Origin of the sequence: Pseudomonas sp. 11/12A (genome assembly GCF_000800055.1) — a bacterium.
In the GTDB taxonomy this organism is placed as follows: Bacteria; Pseudomonadota; Gammaproteobacteria; order Pseudomonadales; family Pseudomonadaceae; genus Aquipseudomonas; species Aquipseudomonas mohnii.
On the sequence record NZ_JUGV01000001.1, the window covers coordinates 4,451,755 to 4,477,020 of the forward strand.

The 25,266-nt window shown below is 60.4% G+C and carries 20 protein-coding genes, 1 tRNA gene and 1 pseudogene; 10 read left to right on the forward strand and 12 right to left on the reverse strand.

Annotated features, from left to right (window positions below):
* Window positions 1–216 precede the first annotated feature (216 nt).
* Window positions 217–2,274 carry a methyl-accepting chemotaxis protein gene (locus tag GQ39_RS20470; protein WP_047533206.1) on the forward strand — a complete coding sequence of 686 codons (2,058 nt, stop codon included), beginning with the start codon at window positions 217–219 and terminating at the stop codon, window positions 2,272–2,274.
* A gap of 116 nt (window positions 2,275–2,390) precedes the next feature.
* A tRNA-Met gene (locus GQ39_RS20475) sits at window positions 2,391–2,467 on the forward strand.
* Window positions 2,468–2,641: 174 nt separating this feature from the next.
* Here GQ39_RS20475 and GQ39_RS20480 read toward each other — a convergent pair.
* Entirely contained in the window at window positions 2,642–3,751 is a 1,110-nt protein-coding gene (locus GQ39_RS20480; protein WP_047533210.1) for a DUF2817 domain-containing protein, read from the reverse strand.
* A gap of 165 nt (window positions 3,752–3,916) precedes the next feature.
* On the opposite strand from GQ39_RS20480, the gene ggt reads away from it, so the two are divergent.
* Window positions 3,917–5,749: a gamma-glutamyltransferase gene (ggt, locus tag GQ39_RS20485; RefSeq protein WP_047533213.1), complete on the forward strand. Its 1,833-nt coding sequence runs from the start codon at window positions 3,917–3,919 to the stop codon at window positions 5,747–5,749.
* A 118-nt stretch (window positions 5,750–5,867) separates the two neighbouring features.
* Here the strand turns inward: ggt and ddlA are convergent, their stop codons facing one another.
* The 5 genes and pseudogenes from ddlA to GQ39_RS20505 all read right to left on the reverse strand — a co-directional run bounded on the left by ddlA (window position 5,868) and on the right by GQ39_RS20505 (window position 10,502).
* Window positions 5,868–6,962, reverse strand: a complete 1,095-nt coding sequence (ddlA, locus tag GQ39_RS20490) for a D-alanine--D-alanine ligase (protein ID WP_047533216.1) — start codon at window positions 6,960–6,962, stop codon at window positions 5,868–5,870.
* Window positions 6,963–7,009: 47 nt separating this feature from the next.
* Window positions 7,010–7,609, reverse strand: a complete 600-nt coding sequence (locus GQ39_RS20495) for a flavin reductase family protein (RefSeq protein WP_047533219.1) — start codon at window positions 7,607–7,609, stop codon at window positions 7,010–7,012.
* 133 nt (window positions 7,610–7,742) lie between these two features.
* Window positions 7,743–8,351 carry a methyl-accepting chemotaxis protein gene (locus GQ39_RS33830; protein ID WP_404943289.1) on the reverse strand — a complete coding sequence of 203 codons (609 nt, stop codon included), beginning with the start codon at window positions 8,349–8,351 and terminating at the stop codon, window positions 7,743–7,745.
* A pseudogene (locus GQ39_RS33835) lies at window positions 8,331–9,059 on the reverse strand (PAS domain-containing protein); the annotation flags it as partial. The pseudogene GQ39_RS33835 and the gene GQ39_RS33830, both read right to left, overlap by 21 nt.
* A gap of 129 nt (window positions 9,060–9,188) precedes the next feature.
* Window positions 9,189–10,502, reverse strand: a complete 1,314-nt coding sequence (locus GQ39_RS20505; RefSeq protein WP_047533225.1) for an MFS transporter — start codon at window positions 10,500–10,502, stop codon at window positions 9,189–9,191.
* Between the two features lie 200 nt (window positions 10,503–10,702).
* Here GQ39_RS20505 and GQ39_RS20510 point away from each other — a divergent pair, with 200 nt between their 5' ends.
* From GQ39_RS20510 to GQ39_RS20520, 3 genes are all read left to right on the forward strand, one after another.
* Window positions 10,703–12,121 carry a short-chain fatty acid transporter gene (locus tag GQ39_RS20510; RefSeq protein ID WP_047533227.1) on the forward strand — a complete coding sequence of 473 codons (1,419 nt, stop codon included), beginning with the start codon at window positions 10,703–10,705 and terminating at the stop codon, window positions 12,119–12,121.
* Window positions 12,122–12,227: 106 nt separating this feature from the next.
* Entirely contained in the window at window positions 12,228–13,400 is a 1,173-nt protein-coding gene (locus GQ39_RS20515) for a hypothetical protein (protein ID WP_047533230.1), read from the forward strand.
* 150 nt (window positions 13,401–13,550) lie between these two features.
* Entirely contained in the window at window positions 13,551–14,075 is a 525-nt protein-coding gene (locus tag GQ39_RS20520) for an SET domain-containing protein-lysine N-methyltransferase (protein WP_047533233.1), read from the forward strand.
* 5 nt (window positions 14,076–14,080) lie between these two features.
* Here GQ39_RS20520 and can read toward each other — a convergent pair whose 3' ends face one another.
* On the reverse strand, window positions 14,081–14,725 hold the full coding sequence (gene can, locus GQ39_RS20525) for a carbonate dehydratase (RefSeq protein ID WP_047533236.1): 645 nt from the start codon (window positions 14,723–14,725) through the stop codon (window positions 14,081–14,083).
* A gap of 169 nt (window positions 14,726–14,894) precedes the next feature.
* Here can and GQ39_RS20530 point away from each other — a divergent pair, with 169 nt between their 5' ends.
* On the forward strand, window positions 14,895–15,299 hold the full coding sequence (locus GQ39_RS20530; protein ID WP_047533239.1) for a hypothetical protein: 405 nt from the start codon (window positions 14,895–14,897) through the stop codon (window positions 15,297–15,299).
* Window positions 15,300–15,367: 68 nt separating this feature from the next.
* Here the strand turns inward: GQ39_RS20530 and rimI are convergent, their stop codons facing one another.
* Together rimI and GQ39_RS20540 are read right to left on the reverse strand one after the other, a co-directional pair.
* The gene (rimI, locus tag GQ39_RS20535) at window positions 15,368–15,820 is read right to left on the reverse strand and encodes a ribosomal protein S18-alanine N-acetyltransferase (protein WP_047533242.1); all 453 of its coding nucleotides are present in this window, start codon (window positions 15,818–15,820) and stop codon (window positions 15,368–15,370) included.
* Complete coding sequence (locus GQ39_RS20540; RefSeq protein ID WP_047533246.1) at window positions 15,813–16,559, reverse strand: hypothetical protein; 747 nt, start codon at window positions 16,557–16,559, stop codon at window positions 15,813–15,815. Before GQ39_RS20540 ends, rimI begins: the two co-directional genes overlap by 8 nt.
* Before the next feature lie 206 nt (window positions 16,560–16,765).
* On the opposite strand from GQ39_RS20540, the gene mksB reads away from it, so the two are divergent.
* From mksB to mksF, 3 genes are read left to right on the forward strand one after another with little or no spacing between them, the layout of a single operon-like run.
* A complete protein-coding gene (gene mksB / locus GQ39_RS20545) occupies window positions 16,766–18,061 on the forward strand; it encodes an Mks condensin complex protein MksB (RefSeq protein ID WP_047533249.1) in 1,296 nt (431 codons plus the stop codon).
* Entirely contained in the window at window positions 18,051–18,752 is a 702-nt protein-coding gene (mksE, locus tag GQ39_RS20550; protein WP_047533252.1) for an Mks condensin complex protein MksE, read from the forward strand. The genes mksB and mksE overlap by 11 nt, the downstream gene beginning before the upstream one ends.
* The gene (mksF, locus tag GQ39_RS20555; protein WP_047533255.1) at window positions 18,749–21,589 is read left to right on the forward strand and encodes an Mks condensin complex protein MksF; all 2,841 of its coding nucleotides are present in this window, start codon (window positions 18,749–18,751) and stop codon (window positions 21,587–21,589) included. The genes mksE and mksF overlap by 4 nt, the downstream gene beginning before the upstream one ends.
* Before the next feature lie 84 nt (window positions 21,590–21,673).
* Here the strand turns inward: mksF and GQ39_RS20560 are convergent, their stop codons facing one another.
* From GQ39_RS20560 to GQ39_RS20570, 3 genes are read right to left on the reverse strand one after another with little or no spacing between them, the layout of a single operon-like run.
* Window positions 21,674–23,977 carry a PqiB family protein gene (locus GQ39_RS20560; RefSeq protein WP_047533257.1) on the reverse strand — a complete coding sequence of 768 codons (2,304 nt, stop codon included), beginning with the start codon at window positions 23,975–23,977 and terminating at the stop codon, window positions 21,674–21,676.
* Window positions 23,970–24,593, reverse strand: a complete 624-nt coding sequence (locus tag GQ39_RS20565; protein WP_047533260.1) for a paraquat-inducible protein A — start codon at window positions 24,591–24,593, stop codon at window positions 23,970–23,972. The genes GQ39_RS20560 and GQ39_RS20565 overlap by 8 nt, the downstream gene beginning before the upstream one ends.
* On the reverse strand, window positions 24,580–25,239 hold the full coding sequence (locus GQ39_RS20570; protein ID WP_047533263.1) for a paraquat-inducible protein A: 660 nt from the start codon (window positions 25,237–25,239) through the stop codon (window positions 24,580–24,582). The genes GQ39_RS20565 and GQ39_RS20570 overlap by 14 nt, the downstream gene beginning before the upstream one ends.
* Window positions 25,240–25,266 lie beyond the last annotated feature (27 nt).

Sequence of the window (25,266 nt, forward strand, 5' to 3'; positions counted from 1 at the left end):
GGTGATAGCCCAACGCCATGGTCTGAATCTTGCCTCGCTCTTGCGCTTCAACGCGGCCCCTTACAAAGGGGACCGAGAATGGGAAGTTTCACCACAGAGTTGGCTTACACAGCTGGCAAAGGTGAACTTTCGAGGCCGTTTACGGGGACACAGGTCGCGGTCGCAAAGACCTCGATACACGCCGATGGCGCGTGGTGTCCGAAGGAGTCATGGGGCATGCAGGCTTTTTTATCACCGGGGATCAGGCTGCTGGGGCGCTTTGGCTTCGCACGCAAATTTCAGCTGTTGTTTCTGCTGTTTATCCTGCCGCTGGCCGGCAGTCTATGGATGATTGGTCTGGACTACCGAGACAAACTGAACCTGATCTCCGGCGAACGGGCCGGGGTTCGCCAGTTACTCGCCCTCGATGCGCTCGATAACTTGCTGGAGGCCCAGCGTGACCGTGCCGCTCGCTGGCGCGCCACCGAAACCAATCGCCAGCCAACGCCGGCAACCCTCAGCGCCATGGCCGCATTCGACGCGGTCCAGCCTGCTGTCGCCCAAGCCACCTCAGCACTGAACAGCGCCCTGCAAAAGGAGGGCGCGGAAGGCGAAACCCTGACCCGTTTTCAAGCGCTGCAAAATGCCCTCAACGGCCTGGACTCGAAGAGCCTGAGCAGTGTCGGATGGTGGCCGGATGGCTATGATCGCTTCACCAACGCCCTGAGCGCCCTGCAAGCCTTGCGCGAACAGATCGCCATGGATAATCGCCTGACGCTGGCCCCCTGGCTGGAAACCTACCTGCTGACGCAGATCTCCACCCAGCACGCGCCCGACCTGATCGAACGCGTCGGCCGCCTGGCCAGTGTCGGTCAGGCCTCGGTGGTGTCCGGGCAATTCACGCTGCAAAGTCGCCTGCAACTGCGCGACTTGCGCAGCCGCATTGGCGATGCCCGGGAACAACTGGTCAAGACGGCAGGTTTACTTGAAGCGCGGCTGCCCAGCGCCCTGCAAGCCTGGACCGGGCAATACCATGACAGCCTCAAGCATCTCGACGCCGGCCTGAAAGTCCTGGACGACGGTGTGTTCGGTGGCAGCATCACCCTCAAGCCCGAAGACTTCGAACGCAGCCTCGATGCGCTGCTTTCCGACCTCGCCGCATTGCGCCAGCAATCGTTGGTTTCACTGGATCATCGCCTGGATGACTACCAGGGTTCGGCCATACGCCAGTTCATTGTGGCGGCGAGCATATTGGGCTGCCTGCTGCTGGCAGCGCTGTACCTGTTTATCTGTTTGCAGGCGTCGATCCGTCGCAGCGCCAGCGGTATCACCTTGCTGGCCGAGGCCTTGCGCGATGGCAACCTGAGCTTGCAAGTGCCAGTGCACGGCCGCGACGAACTGGCAGCCATCAGCACCGCCCTCAACGTTGCGGTGGTGCAGTTGCGCGCCAGCCTGCTGGGGGTCGATCACGAAACCCTGCAACTGAGCAACGCCGTGCAAACCCTCAACCATCACTCCGCCGACGCCTTGGGCGAGGTCGAAACCCAGCAACTGCAAATCAGCCAGATTGCGGCGGCGGCGACACAACTGGCCGCGACCTCCCAAGGGGTCTCCAACAGCTGCGAACGAGCGTCCGGCAGTGCCCAGCAAACTCAGCGTATCGCCGCCGACAGCAGCCGTGACAGCCAACGCACGACGGCCAGCATCCAACAACTCAATCAACGCCTGAATGACACGGCGGCGGCGCTGGGGCGGGTCAGTGAGCAGGGGCAACAGATTCAACTGGTGGTCGATACCATTCGCGGCGTCGCCGAACAGACCAACCTGCTGGCGCTCAATGCCGCCATCGAAGCGGCTCGCGCCGGCGAACAGGGACGCGGTTTCGCCGTGGTGGCCGATGAAGTGCGCAGCCTGTCGCAGCGCACCCAGTCTTCGACTGCGCAAATCGCCGGCACCGTCGACAGCCTGCGCAGCACCGTGAACGAAGCCGTCAGTCTCATGGAAGCGGCTTGCGGGCAAGCTCAGACCGATGCGCAAGCCGTCACCCGCCTCGGCGAACGATTGGGGGAAATTGCCAGCGCCGTTCAGGGGGTCACCGACACCCTGGCGCAGATCGCCACGGCGGTCGATGAGCAAGCGAGCACCGCCGATGAAGTCAGCGGCAACATCCAGCAAGTCGATCAGGCGGCGGTCCGCTTGCTCGAAGGCGCTCGGGCCGTGAACCTTGCGGCAGACACCTTGAGCCAGGGCAGCAAGGCTTTGAGCGCCAATACCGGCAGATTTCAGCTCAAATGATGCCCTCCCCTGACCCGTTTTTTCGGGTCAGGAGGATAAGCGGTTGAAAGCGTAGAGAAATATTTTAGATTTATGCTTGACGCATCCCCGTTACCGGTGAATAATGCGCGCCACTTGGCTACATAGCTCAGTTGGTTAGAGCATAGCATTCATAATGCTGGGGTCCGGGGTTCAAGTCCCTGTGTAGCCACCAAGTACTAAAAACGGCTTACCGCAAGGTAAGCCGTTTTTTTATGCCTGCTTTTTATGCCTGCCGTAGGAGCGAGCTTGCTCGCGATGGTCGTCAACGATGACGCGGCGAGCCTGATACCCCGCAGCGTCTTTGGATTCATCGCGAGCAGGCTCGCTCCTACATAAAACAGCGGCCTCAGACTCGAACCGTCGCCAACGCCGACAACGCCCGCTCCCATATCTGCCAGGTGCGCAGCCACACCATCGCCTGCCAGTCGTTGTCGGCCGGATAGAACTGCTCCAGCAGATTCAATTTGATCTGCCGCCCCACCGCATCGGCGGGATTGCCGTGCAGATGAAGCCAGTGATCGTCCCGCAGATGACGATGCACCTGCGGCCCCGGATACGTTCCGCACTCAATGACGAATGGCATCAACCGCACCTGCGGCAGGGCATTGATCAATGCCTGCGAGGTGTAGCCAGTCGCGGTGGCCGCCACACCGGTTTCACTCAGGGTGTCGGCACCGGTGTGCAGGGTGTAGAGCCACGGACCATAAAGCGCCTGCGCATCGGCCAGCGCCGGATAGGCTGCTTCGGTAATCGTCAGCAGCATCGGATGACCGTATTCGCCGGCACCGGTGTGCAAGTCGAAACACATGGCGACATCGGCATGGGCGACATGCTTCTGGATGATCTGGTGCAACGTGCGATTCGACCAGCTCGGCGCGAGCCCGCCATAGAACAACCCATCGGGATGCGCATGCTGCCCGCCTTCGACAATCGACATGACCGCCGGCCAGCCGTGTTCGCGAATCTGCGCATCCAGCAAGGCGTCCGTGCGCTCACGCTCGGGACCTTGCAACTGGGTGCAGGCGTAGATTTCGTGCAACCCCTCATACGCCTGGTTATCCGGCAGCGGTCGTTCGAAGTTCAGGTGATTGCGGTTCAGGTCGATGTTGTCTTCGTTGACCCGACGCAGCCACGCCGTCCCCCAGGGGTTGATCAGATGGATCATCACCACAGCGACATCGGCCGGCAGCGAACGCTTGCCGAGCTCCTGCAGCCACTTGATCTGACACCCCGAGCCATAGAAGCCTTCGACCCCATGGGTGCCGCTGAGCGCGATCAGCAGACGCTTGGCGCCGGGATCGCCGAGGACCGCTACATCGGTACCCAAGGCCTCGCCGAAGGGGCCTGTGAGCGGGTGTGGATACTCGGTCAGCGTCGCCCCGGCCGTGGTGGCCGCCGCGAGGAATTGTTCACGCTGGGAGCGGTAGCTTGGCTGGGACGGGAACTCGGTCTGCATGTCTGCCTCTTGTTGATCTTCTGGCCTGCGTGGTGGCATCGACCCTACAGAAAATCCATCCAATGATGAAGGATAAAAGCGTCCTGGCCGTGGGACACGTTTGCGTCACCGGGTGGTGGCCGATAAAGTCCACCAACCCTTTATCCCACGGACGGAGTGCCCCGCGTGTTCTCAGCCTTCCACTTGAGGCGCATGCGCCTGTCAGCGTTGCCGCTGATCACTGCGGCTTTAGCCCTGACCGCCTGCAACGCGCCATCGGTCTCGACGCTGCCCGTCGCGCCGGAAAGCGCGTCCGGTTATCGCACCGACCTGCAAGCCCGGCACGCCTCCAGGCACATGGCAGCGGCCGCCAACCCGCTGGCGGCCGAGGCCGGGCGGGAGATGCTGCGTCTTGGCGGTTCGGCCATCGATGCAGCAATTGCGATGCAAGCGGTATTGACGCTGGTCGAGCCGCAATCTTCCGGCATTGGCGGTGGCGCGTTGATCATGCTGTGGGACGGCAAAAACGTGCGCACTTATGACGGACGAGAAACGGCACCGGCCGGCGCCACGGAAAGGCTTTTCCTGCAAGCCGATGGTACTCCCATGCCTTTCACCCGGGCGCAGATTGGCGGTCGCTCCGTGGGGACGCCAGGCGTGTTGCGCGCTCTTGAACTGGCCCACGAAAAACACGGTCGCTTGCCTTGGGCGCAGCTGTTCGAACCGGCGATCAAACTGGCGGAGCATGGCTTCGCCATTTCGCCACGCCTGCACCAGTTGATCGCGTCGGATTCGTCGCTGCGCAGTTCGCCCGACATGGTGGCCTACTTCCTGAATGCCGATGGCAGCCCGAAAGCCATTGGCACCCGCCTGAAAAACCCGGCATTGGCCGCCGTACTGCAACGCATCGCCAACGAAGGGCCGGATGCGCTGTACCGGGGTGTCGTCGCGCAGGAGATCGTGAGAAAGGTTCAGGGCCACGCCAACCCCGGCAGCCTGTCACTGAACGACCTCAAGGGCTATACCGCCAAGGAGCGTGCGCCACTGTGCACCGACTATCAGCGCTGGCAGGTCTGCGGCATGCCGCCACCGTCGTCGGGCGGCATCGCCGTGGCGCAGATCCTCGGTACGCTGCAAGCCTTGGAGGCACGCGACAAACACTACGCCCTGGCGCCGTTGAAACCGCTAAAAACCAACGCGCCGGCGGGGATTGAACCCGACCCGCAAGCCGTGCACCTGATTTCCGAAGCCGAGCGCCTGACCTATGCCGATCGCGCGCAGTACGTGGCGGATACGGACTTCGTGCCGGTTCCGGTCAAGGGCCTGGTAGACCCGGGTTATCTGGCCAGCCGCGCCGCCCTGATCGGTGAGCGCAGCATGGGCACGGCTGAACCGGGCACGCCTCCAGGCATTCAGGTTGCCTACGCGCCGGACCGGTCGCCGTTGCGCATCTCCACCTCTCAGGTGGTCGCCGTCGACGACGAAGGCGGCGCTGTGTCCATGACCACCACCATCGAGTCTGCCTTTGGTTCGCACCTGATGGTTCAAGGATTCCTGCTCAACAATGAGATGACAGACTTCTCGTTCATCCCCGAAGAGAACGGACAAAAAGTCGCCAACCGTGTCGAACCCGGCAAGCGCCCACGCTCGTCCATGGCCCCGACCTTGATCTTCGACCGCCAGAGCGGTGAATTCCTCGCCACCATCGGCTCACCCGGTGGTTCTCAAATCATCGAATACGTCGCCAAGTCCACCATCGGCCTGCTCGACTGGAACCTCGATGCGCAGCAAGCCATCAACCTGCCCAACTTCGGCAGCCGCAATGGCCCCACCGAGCTGGAACGCGGGCAGTTCAGCCCGGCGTTGATTCAGGCGTTGAAAGCCAAAGGGCACGAGGTGAATGAAATCGACATGACCAGCGGCACCCAGGCGATTGTTCGGGCCTGGGATGCACAGGGCAAAGTATCGCTGACCGGTGGAGCCGACCCACGGCGTGAGGGAGAAGCGCTGGGGGATTGAGCCTTGCGCACAGATGAGAAAGGGCCTACCGAGAGCTGGGCCCTTGTTTGCAACTTGAGATCAGGCTGGCCACACCCGGAATGACAGGCGAACCCTTGATCACCGCCGTCACGCCGGCTTATCGACTGATTTTCAGTGCCTGCCGACTCCGGTGTTTCTCCAGCGCCAGTTCGATCAACCGCGTGACCAGTTCACTGTAGGTCATGCCAGCGGCCTGCCACAGTTTCGGGTACATGCTGATGCGGGTGAATCCGGGCAGCGAATTGATTTCGTTGATCAGCACTTCACCGCTGTCGGTCAGAAACACATCGACCCGCGCCAGCCCGGAACAGCCCAGGACGTGGAACGCTTCGACGGCCATGGCACGAATACGTTCGCTGGCCTCGTGACTGATGCTGGCCGGCACCACCACTTCAGCGGCCTTGTCATCGATGTACTTGCTGTCGTAGGAATAAAACCCGCTGTGCACCACGATTTCGCCACAACCGCTGGCGATGGCGTCTTCGTTACCGAGCACCGCGCATTCGATCTCGCGACCACTGACGGCAGACTCGACCAGCACTTTGGCATCGAAACTCAATGCCAGCTCGACGGCCGCGGTGTATTCGGCTTCGTCGTTGACTTTGCTCACCCCCACGGAAGAGCCCTGGTTTGCCGGTTTGACGAACAACGGCAAACCGAGCTTGTCCGCCACCTCGGCGAATCCGTTGCGCGCCACGGTAGCTCGGGTCAGGGTCACGAAGGGCGTGACCGCCAGCCCGGCATCGCGCAGCAGACGTTTGCTGATGTCCTTGTCCATGCACACCGCCGAACCGAGCACATCGGAGCCGACAAACGGCAGGTCGGCCATGCGCAACAGCCCTTGCAGGCAGCCGTCTTCACCGAGGGTCCCGTGGACAATCGGGAAGATCACATCGACATGGCCCAACAATTCCTGACTGGAGGTTTCAACCAATTGCTGGCTGACCTTGCCCGGCACGACGGCCAATTCGCGATTGGACTGATTGAGGGCGATCAGCGCCGGGTTTTCCTGATTCAGCAGGAAATTCGACGGGTCATTAAGGTGCCAGTGGCCTTGTTTATCGATACCGATCAACACCGGTTCGAAGCGCGAACGATCCAGCGCATCGACGATGTTTTTCGCCGACTGCAACGACACTTCGTGCTCTGCCGACCGGCCCCCGAAAACAATCCCTACCCGCAACTTGCTCATTGCCTGACCTCTTCGTGAATCTCTTTATGGCTAGGGTAGCAGCCCACTCAGGGCTGTAAGGTTTTGCCATCCACCGGGTTGCCGATGGTCAGAAAGTGCCCACCGGCGACGTGGTGCAGGGTGCGCAACGCGTCCTGGCCCTCAAAGTGCCAACGTCCGTCACTGAACACGCGCTCGTCGGCCTGAGCGGCAATCACCTGCGCCAGAAACAGATCGTACTGCTGATGATTGTCGGGCTCCGGCAGCAGCCGGCATTCAAGCCAGGCAACGCAGCCTTCGAGCATCGGCGCGTCGATCAGTTCGGCGTCGAACGTCGGCAAGTCATAGATCTGGAATTTGTCGCGCCCTTGCTCCCGCGTCAGCTCCAGGCCAGACGTCGAGCCAACGGTTTGGACGATATCGGCCTGGGCTGCGCAAGGAACGTTCAGTACGAAGGTCCCGGAGGCTTCCAGCAGCTGTCGGGTCCAGGTGGACTTGTCCAGCACCACAGCGATTTTCGGCGGTTCGAAATCCAGCGGCATGGCCCAGGCCGCCGCCATGATATTGCGCTGACCGTCATGGGCCGCGCTAACCAGAACGGTGGGCCCATGATTGAGCAGACGGTAGGCTTTGGACAACGGGACCGGACGACGGTGAGAAACGCTCATGGATGTCTGCTCCTGGGGGAAAGAGCCGATTGTAACGACATCTGGCGAGAGCTGGCTTGATCAGGTGTAAGGATCAGAGCCTGCTCCGCGTCGACACCGGATGTGAACCCGAAAGCAGCGATCTTTTAACGGATCAGGTCGCCAACTGATTGGCAAACTGCCCCACGGCATTCACCACTTTCTGCGCACCGTCCTGGATCTCGACAATCACCGTGCCGGCTTCCGCCGCCAGCGTCAGCCCGTGCTCGGCCTGCAGCTTGCCGTCGGTGACCAGGGCCACGGCGTTGCGCGCCATATCCTGGTTCTGTCGCACCACCACAACAATTTCGTCGGTGGCCTGGCTGGTCCGCGAAGCCAGTTGCCGGACCTCATCCGCCACCACGGCAAACCCGCGGCCCTGCTCACCGGCGCGTGCCGCTTCGATGGCCGCGTTGAGCGCCAGCAGGTTGGTTTGTTCGGCGATGCCGCTGATGGTTTTGACGATAGTGCCAATCACCAGCGACTGCTCATTGAGCGCCTCAATGCCATCACCTGCGGTTTGCATGTGCTTGGCCAGATCACGCATCACTTCCACCGCCTGATTGACCACGGTACTGCCTCGCTGGGCGCTCTGATCGGTTTGCTGCGAGGTGCTGTAGGCGATGTTCGCTGCTTCGGCGACGGCTTGCTCCTGATTGACCTGATCGGTGACCACCGTGGCGAACTTCACCACTTTGTAAAGTTTGTTATTGGCATCGACCACCGGATTGTAAGAGGCCTCCAGCCATACCGTACGACCATGGCTATCGACGCGCTTGAAGCGATCAACCACATACTCACCCGCGTTCAGTCGACGCCAGAAGTCCTGATACTCGGCACTGTTGGCCTCTTCCGGCAGGCAAAACATGCGGTGATGCTTGCCCTTGATCTGCGCCAGGCTGTAACCCATGCCGCTGAGAAAGCGGTCGTTGGCGGTCAACACATTACCATTGAGATCGAACTCGATCACCGCCGTCGAACGCATCAGCGCGCCGATCAGGTTTTCGTGTTCACGGGAGGTCTCGATGGTGCGGGTCAGGTCGCTGGAGAAAATCGAAAAATGCTTGATCTGGCCATTGGCCGAGCGCACTGGCTGCAGGATCGAACGCAACCATGCTTCCTGGCCGGTGCCCCGCAACAGGCGCACCGCGCCGGCAAAGTGCTCGCCACGGCTCATCGCAGCCTTGAAACGCAACTGGAATTCGTCGTTTCTCACATGCTCGGGAACGATTTCTTCGATGCGCCGGCCAATCAGCTCGTCGCTCTTGTAATGCATTTCGCTGAGGAAATTCTGATTGACCGATTGGACCCGCCCATCTGTATCGAGGGTCAACACAAGCATCTCGCTTTCCAGGCTTTCCTTCACTTGCTGAAGGCTGGAGAGTTCTTCGCGAAGAGCCGATAGCTCCTGCTTCAAGCGTTTATTGAACATGGGGATGCACCGATGGACTGGGGTAGAAAGCGATTTACAGCCTAACCATCGGCCTTGCGGATCTTTTCTGAAGAGTGTTTCAGCTTTGTCCTACAAAAATAGTTCAGGCACCCCCATCGTGTTGTTGATTCACGCAGCGCCAACGGTCGAACAACTTGCGATTTTCGGCATCCGCGTACCGAAGTATGCCGCGCTGCTTACGCCCACCGCCCCCATCACAGCGCAGAAAATCACACAGATCCACGGACTCCACGGCATCAGACCGATCAACAGCAGCGGTGTGATACTGGCCCAGGCCGCGTAGGCAATGTTGTAGGTGAACGAGATGCCCGACACACGAATCCGCGCCGGGAACAGGCTGACCATCACCGAGGGCACCGCACCGACCACTCCGCAACCGAGCCCCGCCACCGCGTAGGCCAGACCGACCCAGTCGCCGCCGCTGATCAGACAGGTGTAAAGCACGCCGATACCCAACGGCAGCAGCAGGCTATACAACATCACCGTGCGCCAGGCGCCGATGCGATCGACCAGTAACCCGGCGAGCACGCAGCCAATGTTCAAAAAAACAATGCCCAATGCGCTCAGGGCGAAGGTGTGACTGGCGGTCATGCCGAAGGTTTTCTGCATCATGGTTGGCGTGATGACCACGAACACCACCACCGCCGACGTCAACACACAGGTGAGGATCATTGCCGGCAGCATGGCCAGGCGATGTTCACGCAGGACACTGCGCAGCGGCAGCTCCACGGTTTGCTCGCGCCGCCCCTGCATGGCCATGAACACCGGCGTTTCACTGAGCCAGCGGCGCAGCCAGACGCCGATCACACCAAACACGCCGCCCAGCAGAAACGGGTAACGCCAGGCGTAATCGAGGATTTCGCCCGGGGTGAAGGCCTGCGCCAGGAAGGTGGCCGTCAAGGCACCGAGCAGATAACCGAAGGTCAGTCCTGCCTGCAAAAAACCCAGGGCATAGCCCCGATGGCCCGCAGGCGCATGCTCGGCGACGAACACCCAGGCGCTCGGCACTTCACCGCCCACGGCCGCCCCTTGAAACACTCTCAGGAGCAACAGCAACAGCGGGGCGAAATAGCCGATTTGCGCGTAGGTCGGCATGATTCCGATCAGCAGACAGGGCAACGCCATCATCAGGATGCTCAGGCTGAAGACTCTTTTGCGGCCCAAACGGTCGGCGAAATGTGCCATCAGGATCCCGCCCAGAGGACGTGCCAGATAGCCGGTGACGAAGATGCCGAAGCTTTGCAGCAAGCGCAGCCATTCAGGCATTTCCGGCGGGAAGAACAACTGGCTCAGGGTCAGCGCGAAAAATACGAAGATGATGAAATCGTAGATTTCCAGCGCGCCGCCGAGGGCGGCAAGCCCCAAGGTTTTGTAGTCCGAGCGGTTGAAGGGCGTCGGGGGTGAATCGGTGTTGGCAGTCATGAAAAGAACTCTGGTGCAGGCAAAAACCAAGGCGCCCATGGTCTACGCAAACGCGCCAGCGGACAACCCGCTAGACTAAAGTCGCATAGTCGCAAAACAGCCCCGCACAAAACTTTCGGGTGAATTAATGTCGATGTCTGTCCGAACGGGCCGCTACCGCCCCGAAGACCACAATAAACATAATAATTCGAGGTACTCCCGTGGCCGCTGATATCGAAGATAGCCGCTCCGCCCGCTTTGCCCTGCGCTGCTCAAGTTTTGCCGAACGCTGGTTCCCCGATTCCTGGGTGTTTGCCGCGCTGGCCGTGATTATCGTCGCCCTCGCCACCATGGCCATGGGCGCCAAACCCACCGACGCGGCCATGGCGTTCGGCGACGGTTTCTGGAGCCTGATCCCGTTCACCATGCAAATGGCTTTCGTGGTGATCGGCGGGTATGTGGTCGCCAGCTCGCCACCGGCAGTCAAGCTGATCGACCGTCTGGCGAAAATCCCGAAAAACGGCCGCTCCGCCGTGGCCTGGGTGGCGCTGATCTCCATGGTTGCATCGCTGCTGAACTGGGGCCTGTCGCTGGTGTTCGGCGGCTTGCTGGTGCGCGCCCTCGCCCGCCGTACCGACCTGAAGATGGACTATCGCGCCGCCGGAGCCGCAGCATACCTGGGCCTTGGCGCGGTGTGGGCCTTGGGCTTGTCATCGTCCGCGGCGCAATTGCAGGCCAACCCGGCCAGTCTGCCGCCGTCGATTCTGTCGATCACCGGGGTCATTCCCTTCACCCAGACCATCTTTCTCTGGCAGTCGGGTGTGATGTTGCTGGCGCTGGTCGTCGTCTCGATCATCATCGCCTACGCGACCGCCCCCGGCCCTAATTCGGCACGTGACGCCAAAGCCTGCGGGGTCGACCCGAGTTTCAATCTACCGCCCCTGCAACCACGCACCCGTCCCGGCGAATGGCTGGAGCACAGTCCGCTGCTCATCATACTTTTGGTGCTGCTGGCCGCCGGATGGCTGTTCCATGAGTTTTCGACCAAACCGGCGATCAGTGCGATCTCCGGCCTTAACACTTACAACTTCCTGTTCATCATGCTCGGTGCGCTGCTGCACTGGCGCCCGCGCAGCTTCCTCGACGCCGTGGCCCGTGCGGTACCGACCACCACCGGCGTGCTGATCCAGTTCCCCCTGTACGGCTCGATCGCCGCGTTGATGACCACGGTCAAAGGCGCTGATGCCCAGACCCTGGCCCATCACATCTCGACCTTCTTCGTCAGCATCGCTTCCCACGATACCTATGCGCTGCTGATGGGCGTGTACTCGGCGATCCTCGGCTTCTTCATTCCGTCCGGTGGCGGCAAGTGGATCATCGAGGCGCCGTATGTGATGCAAGTCGCCACGGATCTGAACTACCACCTGGGTTGGGCCGTGCAGATCTACAACGCCGCCGAAGCCCTGCCCAACCTGATCAACCCGTTCTACATGCTGCCGCTGCTGGGCGTGCTCGGGCTGAAGGCGCGGGACCTGATCGGATTTTCGTTCGTGCAACTGCTGGTGCACACGCCGTTGGTGTTGCTGTTGCTCTGGGCGCTGGGAACGACGCTGGCGTATACGCCGCCGGTAATGCCGTAGACCGCTGGAACTTTTGTGGGAGGCGGTGCAGCTCCCACATTTGAGAGGTGTCATGAGCCGCATGCTGTACCCGCCAACGGACCCATAGGCTAAAAAGGATCTGAGCATGATCAAACTCGCAGGACTGACTCTCGCGGCACTCACCCTGAGCGCCGCCGCCCACGCCGATGTGACCCTGAACCTGGGCAGCACCGAACGCCTCACGCGTCTTTTTGCTTATCCCAACAACTGCAACGTGATTTGCTTTCGCAACTGGACACTCGAGCAAACGGTCGAGCATTACCTGACCCAAAGCGTGCAGCGCGATGGCTACGGCACCGCGAAGGTTCTGGTCAAAACCGATAATGGTCAGCTCTTCACTGTCATCAGCGGCGTACCCGCCGACTATCAAAAACCCTTGACGGCGCTACTCGACGCCGGCGATCTAGCTTACACCGGCGCCAGCAAACTGAATGCCGACGGCAAGTGGGCCTATAACTGGTATTTTTTCCTGCCGCTGGGCATGGCCCTGGAACACCGCAGAAGCGTCCAACTGCTGCATTTCCCGCCCGACTATTCATTGACCCAGGCCCAGGATTACCTCAAGTCAGCCACGACGGATCGCTGGGCCTCATTACTGACGATCAATGGCGTCCCGGCCGAGCAGACGCCGAGCTACCAGACGATCATCGACATCGCTCCGATTGCCGCGCCGTCCAACGCCGGCAAGGACCTGGAAGGTGTCTACGATTATTTCAAGGACTACCAGACCACCATGGTCAAGAACCTCAGCCGAAATGCCAGCGGCGAGGCCGTGCCGATGGTTGCGTTTGGTTCACCGGTGCGTGACTGGATCAAACAGCAGTACGGGCCGACAGTGAATGTACTGGGCCTGGTGAATATCAGCCCGAACGAAGGGCTGAAAGTACCCGTTCTGGGTGCCAACCACCCGAGCTACATTTGGTACGCCGCCGACCCGGCAAACTACACCGGCACCGATGCCAAGGCCAAAGCCGATGCAGCGGGACTGAAAGTCATGGGACAGGACCTGAGCGCCGCGTGCTGGCAGGCCGCCATGGGCCGCGAGACTGACAGCAATGCTGATATTGAGCTCAGAAGTTGCACGCAAACCTGGCAAGTGGCCCAGAAAGATAAAACCTGCGAGCTGTTCTACACCTCGATCCGCAATCTGACGCCTCAACAAGCCGCAGGCAAATGCGCGTCGGCAACGATCCAGGCCCAGCTCAAACAACTCAAGGCGCCTGCACCGGAAACCGCACTTCCCGCTCCAGCGTTTTAGATCAAAGAACCGATGAACGGTCGGTCTCGCTGTCAGTTATGACAGTAGACCCGCCGACTCATCTGCGAGAGGCTTGGGCGAAACCATGTTGCAGCGCTGACAGGATCGTCAGATGAAGGAAGTCGCAGCATCCAGCCAACAAGGATCGTTATGAAAGCCAATGCCCCTCGCAACTCTCTCGCCGCGCCGCCCGCCGGTGTCTATCCCTATGCGCAGCTGCCGACTCGCCTGGGATTCCCCTCCCGGGCAGACTTCGAGATCATCGCCAACGACCAAGGCACAGCGATTGCCATAGCTGCCTTGCGCGAGTTTCCCCGTATCAGTCGAATCTGCAGGACATCGGGGCAACTACTACCCTATCGCTGCCGATATACCCGGCAACTCGCTCCCGGCGTGCACGTCTTCGACCCACGCTTCTGTGGATTGCTGCAACACGCTTGCGACCCGAATGTTTTTCTCGACATGAGCGAACTATGGCTTTGGGCGCTGAAGGACATACAGAAAGGTGACTGGCTGACGATCGACTACGCCGCCACCGAAGACAAACTGTTGCGTCAGTTCGCCTGTCAATGCGGTTCGTACAAATGTCGCGGCTGGATCACCGGCTACAATGAATCGCCAAACGCCGACGGCCAGGCCTTTTTACAGCGCTGGCGTCGGCATCTGTTCGACTGAATGCGTTACTGCGCTTCGACCGGACGCAGGCGGTACTGCGGCGGCAATTGCTCGAAGCCACTGATCGTAGTGTTCAGGCTTTTCCATCGACCGTCCTTGATGCCGTAGATGCAACCGTGGATCGACAGGCTCTGTCCACGGTGCCAGGCGTTTTGCACGATGCTGGTATGGGCGACGTTGGCCACTTGCTGAATCACGTTGAGTTCGCAGAGGCGGTCGACCTGCTCCTCTTCGGTGGCCAGTTTGGCGAGCTCTTCGCGCTTCTCGTAGTAAAGATCGCGAATTGAACGCAGCCAGCCGTCGATCAGGCCGAACTGGCGATCCTGCATCGAGGCTCGAACACCACCGCAACCATAGTGGCCGGTGACCAGAATGTGTTTGACCTTGAGTACGTCAACCGCGTATTGAATCACCGACAGGCAGTTGAGGTCGGTGTGCAGCACCACGTTGGCCACGTTGCGGTGTACGAACAAATCGCCCGGCAGCATGCCGACGATCTCGTTGGCCGGCACCCGGGCATCGGAACAGCCGATCCACAGGTACTCGGGAGTCTGTTGGCGAGCCAGCTTGGCGAAGAAGTCAGGATCTTCTTTGGTGATCGCGTCAGCCCAGCGCTCGTTGTTGTCGATCAGATCTTGTAGTTCGTTCATGCAATGAAGCCTCGAGAATGATGCGCTGCTTTGACAGACAACCGCCCGTCGAGGTCACGCGCTTTATGCACATGCCACCGCAAGCTCGTAAATGGCGCTCCATGCCGGTGGAATTCTCGGTAACCCAGTGGGTCCACCCTAAGTAAGGCCCACAGTATGAGGAATTGCCATGACTGATCCACGACGTCCGTATGATGCGGTGCAACCAGAACCTATTGATGATAACGAAGATCGCATGGGATCGATGCATGAGCTGGATTTCGACGACGAAGAACCCGATGCCAGGATCGGCGACGAGTTGCCGGACAGCGAGCGAGCGCAACTGATGTCCCGTCGGCGCGTGCGCGAAGCCGGCATGACCGGTGCATCGACCGCTGACCACGAGCCCACGGATGATGACTTGAGTCCGGAAACCCTGATCCGCGAAGACGGCGCCCGGGATGCCCATGAAGCGGGTAAAGGGGATCAGGCTGATTGGGACTTGAGCATTGTCGATGAGGACGACATCGGCGGGGGCAATGGGCTGGATGAAGAGGAAATGGCCCGGCGCGATCCGCTGGACCACAAGCGTTGATCGATCCTGGACAGGAGCCTGCGGCGGCTCCTGCCCAGCAATCGGCATTTAAGTTGTAACAAAGATGTTCAATCTACCAGCGTACAGGCCATGACCACCGCATCTTCGCGTCCGCCCACCGCCGGGTAGTAATCCCGCCGACGTCCGATCTCGTTGAAGCCATACCGCTCATACAACTTGAACGCCGCCGTGTTGCTGTCACGCACCTCCAGGAAACATTCCCGGGCATGGGCCTTGTAGGCAATCGACATCAAATGCTCCAGCAGCGTCAAACCCAGGCCACGGCCCTGGTTTTCCGGTTTGACGGTGATGTTCAGCAGGTGCGCCTCATCGAGAATGATCTGCACCACACCGTGGCCCACCTGCTGCTGCCCTTCGAACATCACCCAGATCTGGTACTTGCCCAGGCCATCGAGAAAAATCCCGCGGGTCCAGGGATGGCTGTAGGCCGCGTATTCGATTTTCAGTACAGCTTCCAGGTCCGCCTCGGTCATCGGGCGGAACGATACAGCGTCACTCATTCGATTCTTTCCAGCGCGCCATCAGCCGACGCATGGCTTGCCAGACATCAGCCTTACGCTGTGGCTCTTCCATTAATAATTCCAGGCCAGGCAAGGCCCAGACCGAGCCCAGGCCTTCGACCTGGAGTTCGCGATTGAAGGATTCGGCATTGGCCTCACCGGCAAAACGCACGGCAGGCAGGCCGATCAGCCATAGACAGACGCACGGCGCGTCTTCCAGCCGGGCCGAGATAAAGCCCTGCACGAAGTCACGGGCCGCTTCCGGGCCCTGATCCATGGTGCCTCGGGCCAGCAGCGGCCAGCGCACCGGCTCGCCGATGATCTGCGGGCTGTCCGGCAGGCCGGCTGCGCGCAACATGTCCTTGAGCAACAGATAAGCGGGATCGCGGGCCTGGAACGCCTCGCCTGTGGGTAACTCCACCAGCAGCAGGCAACGCCCTGCCCGCAGCAACTGCAGGGCAAAACGAGGTGGCGGTACGGGGGCGACCCTGGTGACGACCGGCGCTTCTACGACTTCTTCCACCGGTTTGGCCCCGGTGCGCGTGCTTGCCAACGATGGCCGTGGTACTTCGATTTTCACCCGCTCGGCCGGTTTGGCCTGCGGTTCCACAGGCGCCTGGGCCGCAGATGCCGGCACTGCCGGGGCGACGGGCAACGGCTCGGGCAGCTCCAGCAGTTCGGGCCGCGACGGCGCAGCAAAGGGCAATTCGGTGCGCGGCAGCCAATTGACCACCTGCATGGCGTTCAAATAGGCGCGGCGGCGAGACTCGATAAGCAAAGGTCGGCCACTTGTGGATAACTAAAGTGCGGTGATTCTACCGCCCTTCGCTCAAGATCGCCCGCAGTTGATCGTTAGAAAAGCGACAGTCCGTCCCGAGAGTGAATCGCATCGGTCCCGATGCAGTACAATCTCGGCTTTTAATCGCCAACCAGCCGGCCATTCCGATGATCGAACCCAAGCGCGTCTTGCGCGCCCTCGCTGAACACTGGGCACTTCTGGAGCCACTGTGCGAGCACTTCGACCAAGGCACACTGAGCCTCAACGAACTGCGTTCACAGCTGGCCGCCCAGCAACTCGACAGTACGCCGCAGGACATCACCAGTCTGCTGGACGTGTGGATTCGCCTCGACATTCTGGTTCCCGTGGCGAAAAGCCCGAACCGGTTCGAGCTCAACGCGCAGATCCACGACTTCCTCGCTTACCTGCGCCGTGAACACCGTCTGGGCCTGTGTCTGGAGATCGAAGCCTATTTGCGTCATCTCGAACGCCTGGCCGGCTACATCCAGGACGCCTTCGACATCCGCGACGGCAATGATCTGGCGCGCCAACTGCGTCTGCTGGACATGCGCGTACGCGATGTATTGAAAAAGCTCGCCAACGACGAACAGGCCCTGGTGGCCGTTGCCGAGCGGGCCAAGACCAGCGACCGGCAGATCCCGCTGCGCCAGCGTTACGCTGAAGTCCTGGCGACCTGGGACGAATACGTCGAGCCGATGATTCAGTTGGTCAACGCCGACGGCGCCTTCGAACAGGGTGTGCGCAAGGTCGAAAACGTGCTGCTGCGCATGCTCACCGAGCAGCAACGCCTCGGCCATCTGGTTGATGACGACATGCTGCTGCGCACCCACGCGCGAATCCTCGAAATGCAGACCAGTGCGCAACTGACCCTGCGTCACGCCCGCGAACTGCTGCTGCCGCTGCGTGAAGAAGCCCGCCGTCACAACGCCGTGACCCGTGGTGCGGCGCTGGCCCTGTCGATGATTCGCCGCAAGGGTATCGACGCCGTGCCACAAGCCGCGATGCCGATGTTCACCCGGCCGCAAAGCACATTCCTCGGCAGCGCCAGTCAGGTCGAGGCCTATGTTTACGCCCTGGCCCGTTTCGAGCCGAAACCGGCGCGTTTCCCCAAGGCACACAAGACCCACAAGGGCGGCGATGCCCCGCGTGCGCCACGCACGGTCCGGGAGATGCTCGACCGGTGCGAAGACGCCCTGCCGATGCCGGACCTGATGACCTGGCTGCTGGAGCAGGAACCGGACGGCGCCACCGACGAGCTGCTGTATTGGTTCTCGCGCCTGTCGCGGGAAAAACGCTTCAAGCGCGAACGTCTGGAACGCCGCGATTACTTCACACACGAGCACCAGGTCAGCCTGCGCTCCTTCGCCCTGCTCTCGGCCGGTCCTGATGCCTCCGAGAATTCTGCGAGCACCCTCCATGCCAGTACTCCCCATGCAACTTGATCTATCCGAACTGTCTCAGCTGGCGCCGATCTTTCGCGAGCTGTTCAAGGGCTACCACGTCAGCCGTCGCGATCCAGAGCTGTACGCGCAGTTGTCGAATTTTCAGGACCAGTACCGCACGCTGTTCAAGGCGCTGGGCTTTGAACTGATCTGCGACACCCGTGGTTTCTACTACTTCGTGCCGGACCTCGCTGCGGCGGCGGTGAACAAGACGGCCCAGCGCCTGGCACTGTTCACCTTCATCCTCGTCGAGCACCTGGCCGACCAGGGCCGCGACCCGATCGCCGTGCTCGACGGCGGCAGCCTCGGCCGTGATGAACTGCCATCGTTGCTCGAGAAGTATCGCGACCTGTTCATCCAGGCTGAAGTGCAGACCCAGGACGAACTGGAAGAAAAAATCATGCGCCGCATGACCCAGCTCGGCTTCGCCAGTGAAGAAAACGGCGTCTACCGCTTCCTGCCGCCGATGCACCGCTTCCTCGATGTGTGCCTGTCGGTTCAACAGGACCGTGATCTGGCGGCCAGCCTGCACAGCGTGCTGCCACTGCCGGCGCCGGTGCTGATCGACGAAGACAGCGATGAAAAGCTGCTGCAGACCGACGACCCGCTCGATTTGAGCGAATTCGATGGTGAAAGCGAAGAAGACGCACTGGCCCGTGCCATCGCCGAAGAACAGGAGCTCGACGCATGAGCAAGGAACGCTACGGCATCCGCCGCTTTGCCCTACTGAACACCGCCGGCTACAGCCTCGGGCTGTTCCCGCTGGAAGAACCGCTGTCGGTCTACGGCGCGAACAACCTGGGCAAATCCGCCTCGATCAACGCCTTGCAGTTCCCGATCCTGGCGCGCATGTCGGACATGAGTTTCGGCAAGTACAGCCTGGAACAATCCCGGCGCTTCTATTTTGCTTCGGACACCAGTTACATCCTCGTCGAAGTGAACCTGCCCCACGGTCCGCACGTGATCGGCGTGGTCGGTCGTGGTCCGGGCGGCGGTTTCGGTCACCAGTTCTTCGCCTATGCCGGCAAACTGGACCTGGCCCATTATCAGAAAAACGATACCTGCCTGCGTCAGAAGGAACTGTTCACCAACCTTGAACGCGAGGGCCTGAAAGCCTACGAGCTCAAGCCGGATGAATTGCGTCGCTTGCTGGTCGGTGGCCATACCTCGATCCCCCTGGACTTGACGCTGATCCCTCTGCGCTCCACCAGCGAGCAGAGCCTGAAGACCTTCCGCGCCCTGTTCATCAACTTGCTGCACATGCGTGAAATCACAGCGGCCAAGCTCAAGCAATTGTTCCTGGATGCCTTCGAACACAGCCTGCGTTCCGGTAGCGTGGATTACATTGCGGCGTGCGAAGAAGCCTTCCGCGATGTACGACGCATGGAGCAGGACTACAACTCGCTGGTCGCCGCCGGCCCATTGGTCGAAGCCTTGGCCAACGGCGTGAAACAGCGCGACATCCTGCGTGGCAAACTGCACCGGATTTCGCCTTTGCTCGACTCTTTGCTCGGCACTTGGTCAGACTACGCTGGCGCACGCAAGGAAGAGCTGACGATCCAGGCCGAACACTACCGTCGCGAGCAGGACGAACTGCAAAACGATCAACGCGGCGGCACTCAGGAACTGATGCGTCTGGAGCGGGAAATTACCGGCATCCAGCGCTGGCTCGGCGAGCTGTCGGTGCTCAAGCATCGCTTTGCCCTGGTCGATGACGTCAAGGTGCTGGAGCAGCAATTGCTCGCGGCCAAGGACGCCCACGATGAACTGGCCGGTGCGCTGGCGCAGTCGCGACAATTCAGCGCCGAGGATCTGGAAGAGCGTCTGCGGGATCTGGAAAAACGTCTGAAGTCGGTCAAGCAGCAACTCGATCACGCCGACAACAACAGCTACGCCCGCTTGCGCGAAGAGTTCTCGCAGCAGGACGTCGAACGCTTGATGCGCCTGTTCAACAGCGCGCTGTTCAGCCTGCCCCTGGGCGAGCACGGCATTGCGCTGGACGACAACGGCGACTGGGTCAAATCCGTAGAACTGATCCTCGACGGCTTCAAAGGCGAGCGTTTCGAAGTGCCCGGGCTGTCCATCGACATCTCCCACATCGAGCCGCCGGCCTTGCAGGCCCTGGCTGACCGTGCGGCACTGCGCGACCAGAAAGAGCGCCTGGACAAAGAACTCAAGCAACTGAAAACCCAGCAAGCCGTGGCCGCTGACCGCGCCGCGAGCAAGACCCAGACCGAAGCGCTGTACCAGCAAGTGCTGGATGCGCAGAAGGCCCTGGAAGACTTCCGTCGCGCGCAAACCCTGAGCGCCGAAGAAGGCGACAAGCTTGAGCAGCTGGCTCAAATGGAAGCCGCGCAGGACGAATTGAAGCGCTCCAGCGATGCCTTTACCGAACGCGTCCAGCAACTGTCGGCCAAGCTGCAACTGGTCGGCCGGCAGATCGCCGACATGGAAGCCAAGCAACGCACGCTCGATGACGCCCTGCGCCGCCGTCAGTTGCTGCCGGCGGACCTGCCTTTCGGCACGCCGTTCATGGACCCGGTCGACGATTCCATGGATAACCTGTTGCCGCTGCTCAACGATTATCAGGACAGTTGGCAAGGTCTGCTTCGCGCCGACGGCCAGATCGAAGCGCTGTACGCGCAGGTGCGTCTCAAGGGCGTAGCCAAGTTCGACAGCGAAGACGATATGGAGCGGCGCCTGCAATTGTTGATCAACGCTTACGCGCACCGCACCGACGAAGCCCTGACCCTGGGCAAGGCACGTCGCGCCGCTGTTACCGACATCGCCCGCACCCTGCGCAACATCCGCAGCGACTACGACAGCCTCGAGCACCAGTTGGCGTTGTTCAACCGCGAGATCAACAAACGCCAGGTGTCGAACCTGCAGAGCTTCCGCATCGTGCTCGCGCCGAACAAGGAAGCGCTCAAGCACATCGACCAGATCATCCATAGCGCCGGTCAATACGAAGAAGGCGAAACCCTGTCGGTGTTCGATCTGAGCCAGAGCGCAGAACAGGACAACAAGAACGAAGAGGCCAAGGAATACTTGGCACGCCTGGTGGCGGCGAACCACAACCAGCTCGGCCTCAAGGACTTGTTCGAACTGGCGTTCGAGATCACCAAGGTCAACGGTCAACCGGTGATCCACACCGACATCGACGGCGCCGCGTCCAACGGCACCACGATGACCATCAAGGCGCTGACCAACATGTACTTGTTGCTGCACTTGATGGACCGCGACCTGGCCGGCCGTGTGCGCTTGCCGTACTACCTCGACGAGGCGGCGGACATCGACGAGAAGAACCAGGCAGCGTTGCTGGAAACCAGCCTGCAACTGGGCTTCGTACCGATCCTGGCGAGCGTGAAGCCGCAGGTCTGCGCCAGTGTCGCTATCGACCTGGAAGGCGGCAGCGGCCCCGCTGGCATCTACATCGACGAGGCGGACTGGAAGTACATCCGTCGTCATGATCAGGTGAAGGCGACCATCAATGCTGAAGCGGACGAGCCGGAGCTGGATGCGGTCTGACGTTTGAATTGATGGCAACAAAAAGGCCGCGATCCTCAGGATCGCGGCCTTTTCATTCGGGCACAGGGTTAAGGCAGATCCAGACTACTTACCGAGAGAGATCTTCGGCGCCCAGGTCAGCCATTCCTCTTCGAACTTGTCGAACAGCGGGAACGTCTGCTCCGCCCGCGCCGGGGTGCCCATGCGTTCGCCATCCGGAGTGGCAAATGCAACCCCACCCTGAATCATGGTCTCCAGCGATTCGGTACGAAGAGTCGCCCCCTTGAACAGCCCGACATCAAGACCAAAACCACTGGTGTTCCAGAAGCGAGTGCCGCTGCGAACCAATGGCGCGTATTTCGGCTCGATCAGAATGTGGATCAACACGCGGTCTGCGGTCTGACCCAGTTCATACCCGGTCACTTTGCCGACCGTGATTTCACGGTACGTCACCGGCACACCGGCTTTCAGTGAACCACGCCGCGCAGCGCTCAATACCAGGCTCAACCCGGCTTCGACCTTGGCGCTCTCGGGGGGGCTGGCCAGGGCTGTGAAGTTTTTCTGCGGACCAAGGTTCTTTGGTGCTGGCTGGACCTCGATGTATTGCCCGGTGACCAAGGTCTCCAGGTTAGAGGTCTTGATCAAGCCCAGCTCGGGCTTGACCACCCAGAATTGGCTACCGACGCGGGCGATGCGCTCAGGCACTTCAGTGAGTCGCGCGGTGATAAGCACCGATTGCAGGTCATCCGTGAGGTCGACGCCTTCAATCTTGCCGACATCCAGCCCTTTGAAACGAATCGGTGTACCGGCGCGCAAGCCATCGGCGCGATCGACCCTGATCGTGATCACCTCGCCTTTTTGCGTAGCCTCATCATGACTGGCAAACAACCGGAAACGCGGAATCCGCTTTTGCAAAGGCGCCTTGGCCTGCGGCGTTTCAAAGGCAATGCCGCCCGCCATCAAGCTTTGCAACGACTCACTTTTGACTTGAATACCTCCGGTCAGCCCACCCGTCAGGGTAATGCCGCTGGCATTCCAGAATCGGGTCGACGCGTTGACCAGGTTTTCGTATTCCTTCTCGATGTGGACACCGATCACCAGTTGGTTTTTCTTGCGTGAAAACTGATAGCTCTGTACCGAGCCAACCTTGACCTGCTTGTACAGAACAGGGCTGCCGACTTCCAGCGAACCAAGGTTCTCGGTGAACAACACCAGGTGCAGACCCGGCGAACGCAAATCCAGCGGCGGCGCCTTGGGCCTCGCGACGAACTCGCGTTGCGGCGCGGCGCCTTTATCCCCGGGACGCACGGCGATGTAGTTACCTTTGACCAGCGCCTCAAGCCCCGTGATGCCGGCGAGCGAGATCGACGGCTTGACCACCCAGAACTGAGTGCCATCGACGAGGTAGTCTTCAGCCAACGGATCCAGCGTCAGTTCGGCGCTCGCAGCCGCCAAATCAGCGTCAACCTTGAGCGCCTTGAGTGTGCCAACCTGAATGCCCTTGTACATGACCGGCGTACGACCGGCCTGCAGACCTTCGAAGTCACTGAGTTTGACCTTGACCTTGATACCGGCCGCAGCGGCATCGAAGTCCTCATAGAGACGGAATGGCAGACTCGGATCCGTGGGCGGGCTGTCCCTGCGATTTTCCGGAGTGGCGAACGCAATGCCACCCGCGACAATGCTGGCGAGAGACTCGCTGCGCACCTTCACGCCCGACAGATTGGCATCGATGCTGATGCCGCTGGCGTTCCAGAAACGCGTGTGTTTACGCACCAATTTGGCGTAGGTCGGCTCAATGAAGACCTTGAGCTCAACAGTGCTCTGATCTTCGGACAGCACGTAACTTTTGATCTGGCCGACCTTTATTTGTTTGTAGAACACCGGGCTACCGCGGTTCAACGAGCCCAGGCGATCTGCCTTGATCGTCAGGTGCAGCCCGGGCTGGGCGTCGGATAGCGGCGGCTCTTGGGCCAGGGCCTTGAATTTGCGCGCGGGCTCACCTTCCCCGGGACTGATCGCGACGTAATTGCCCGAAACCAGGGTCTCCAGGCCAGTGATCCCGGCCAGGGTTACGCTCGGCTTGACCAACCAGAATCGCGTGCTGGTCCGCAGGTATTGCTCCACGTCCTTATTCATTTCGACGGTGGCAATTACGCCCTTGGAGGCTCCTTCATCATCGAGTTTGAGCGTTTTCACCTTGCCGACCGGCATGCCTTTGTAGACGACTTCAGTCTTGTTGGCCTGAATGCCTTCGCCGCTTTCAAAGCGCACCTGGACCTCGATGCCAGTCTCGGAATAAGCACGCCAGCCAAGCCAGCTACCGATGATCAGGGCGATCAGGGGGAGTACCCAAATGGCTGACCAGTTCGAGGCCGGTCGGGTTTTCGCTGTTGGCAAATCAGTCATGGTCGTCGTCCGACTCCGTGTTATCCCAAATCAGTCGGGGATCGAAAGTTACTGCAGCCAGCATGGTCAGGATGACCACACTGGCAAAGGCTATGGCACCAAGATCGGCTTCGACGCTGGCCAGTCGCCCGAAGTTCACGACCGCCACCAGAATGGCGATCACAAAAATATCGAGCATCGACCAGCGGCCGATGAACTCGATGAAGCGGTACATCCATATACGTTGGCGGGCTGAAAGTGGCTGACGACGCTGTACGGAATACAGCAGCAGTGCAATGCCCACCAGTTTGAACGTGGGTACCAGGATACTGGCGATAAAAACCACGGCGGCAATAGGGATCATGCCGTGCTGAACCAATTGGATCACGCCGGACATGATAGTGCTGGGGTCACCCTTGCCCAGCGAACTCACGGTCATGATCGGCAGCACATTGGCAGGTATATAGAGAATGGCAGCAGTAATCAGCAACGCCCAAGTGCGCATCAGGCTATTCGGACGGCGGGCATGCACTATGGCACCACAGCGAGTACACACCTGCTCATCGGCATCAGCTTCCTGCTTGTTCAACTCATGGCATTCGGCGCAAATCAGAATGCCTGCATCAATCGCCCGCATGGGCATCCTCTCCTGATAAAGCCTGCCAGATCTGGTGAGGCGACATTACAACCTCCAGCCAGACTTGAACCAACAGCAAAGCAACGAAGCAGGCCAGCCCGATACCTATCGTCATTGCTGCCATATCTGCCAGTTTTACGATGGCGACGAGTACACCCATGAGGTAAACCTCGAGCATCCCCCAATCTCTCAAATGGTGATAAATACGGTAAAGCAGCAAACCGTAACTGCGGCCGACATCAAAATGAATGCTCAGTAATACCGTCAGCTGGCACAGCAGCTTGAGCAGCGGTATACCCATGCTGCACAGGAACACAATCACGGCAACGCCTTGCATACCCGAATTGAACAAGCCCAAAACACCGCTCCAGACAGTATCTTGCGATGACTGCCCGAGTAGATTGAGCTGCATGATGGGTAAAAAGTTCGCGGGGACGTATAACAAAAGCGCCGCGATGACCAAAGCCAGGCTGCGGTGCACCACGTTGTGTCGATAGGCGTATAGCTCGTACCCACATCGCGGGCACAGGGCTTTCTCGCCATGGGCAAGCTTGGGCTTGCGCATCAGCAAGTCGCATTCATGACACGCCACCAAATCGCCCAGTGGTAAATCTGACAGCCCGGAGGCGTCAACCGGATCTGGCATAAGGGCTCTGGCTCCGAAAAAGTTGGA

What these genes read in the sequence shown, in the direction of transcription:
- GQ39_RS20540 (WP_047533246.1), bottom strand. Translation starts at nt 16,559, where the DNA reads ATGCAGGTGGTCAATTGGCTGCCGCGCACCGAATTGCCCTTTGCTGCG.
- ddlA (WP_047533216.1), bottom strand. Translation starts at nt 6,962, where the DNA reads ATGAGCAAGTTGCGGGTAGGGATTGTTTTCGGGGGCCGGTCGGCAGAG.
- mksF (WP_047533255.1), top strand. Translation starts at nt 18,749, where the DNA reads ATGAGCAAGGAACGCTACGGCATCCGCCGCTTTGCCCTACTGAACACC.
- mksE (WP_047533252.1), top strand. Translation starts at nt 18,051, where the DNA reads ATGCAACTTGATCTATCCGAACTGTCTCAGCTGGCGCCGATCTTTCGC.
- GQ39_RS20495 (WP_047533219.1), bottom strand. Translation starts at nt 7,609, where the DNA reads ATGAGCGTTTCTCACCGTCGTCCGGTCCCGTTGTCCAAAGCCTACCGT.
- GQ39_RS20470 (WP_047533206.1), top strand. Translation starts at nt 217, where the DNA reads ATGCAGGCTTTTTTATCACCGGGGATCAGGCTGCTGGGGCGCTTTGGC.
- can (WP_047533236.1), bottom strand. Translation starts at nt 14,725, where the DNA reads ATGAACGAACTACAAGATCTGATCGACAACAACGAGCGCTGGGCTGAC.
- GQ39_RS20520 (WP_047533233.1), top strand. Translation starts at nt 13,551, where the DNA reads ATGAAAGCCAATGCCCCTCGCAACTCTCTCGCCGCGCCGCCCGCCGGT.
- GQ39_RS20505 (WP_047533225.1), bottom strand. Translation starts at nt 10,502, where the DNA reads ATGACTGCCAACACCGATTCACCCCCGACGCCCTTCAACCGCTCGGAC.
- mksB (WP_047533249.1), top strand. Translation starts at nt 16,766, where the DNA reads ATGATCGAACCCAAGCGCGTCTTGCGCGCCCTCGCTGAACACTGGGCA.
- GQ39_RS20530 (WP_047533239.1), top strand. Translation starts at nt 14,895, where the DNA reads ATGACTGATCCACGACGTCCGTATGATGCGGTGCAACCAGAACCTATT.
- GQ39_RS20480 (WP_047533210.1), bottom strand. Translation starts at nt 3,751, where the DNA reads ATGCAGACCGAGTTCCCGTCCCAGCCAAGCTACCGCTCCCAGCGTGAA.
- GQ39_RS20565 (WP_047533260.1), bottom strand. Translation starts at nt 24,593, where the DNA reads ATGCGGGCGATTGATGCAGGCATTCTGATTTGCGCCGAATGCCATGAG.
- rimI (WP_047533242.1), bottom strand. Translation starts at nt 15,820, where the DNA reads ATGAGTGACGCTGTATCGTTCCGCCCGATGACCGAGGCGGACCTGGAA.
- GQ39_RS20570 (WP_047533263.1), bottom strand. Translation starts at nt 25,239, where the DNA reads ATGCCAGATCCGGTTGACGCCTCCGGGCTGTCAGATTTACCACTGGGC.
- GQ39_RS20560 (WP_047533257.1), bottom strand. Translation starts at nt 23,977, where the DNA reads ATGACTGATTTGCCAACAGCGAAAACCCGACCGGCCTCGAACTGGTCA.
- GQ39_RS20515 (WP_047533230.1), top strand. Translation starts at nt 12,228, where the DNA reads ATGATCAAACTCGCAGGACTGACTCTCGCGGCACTCACCCTGAGCGCC.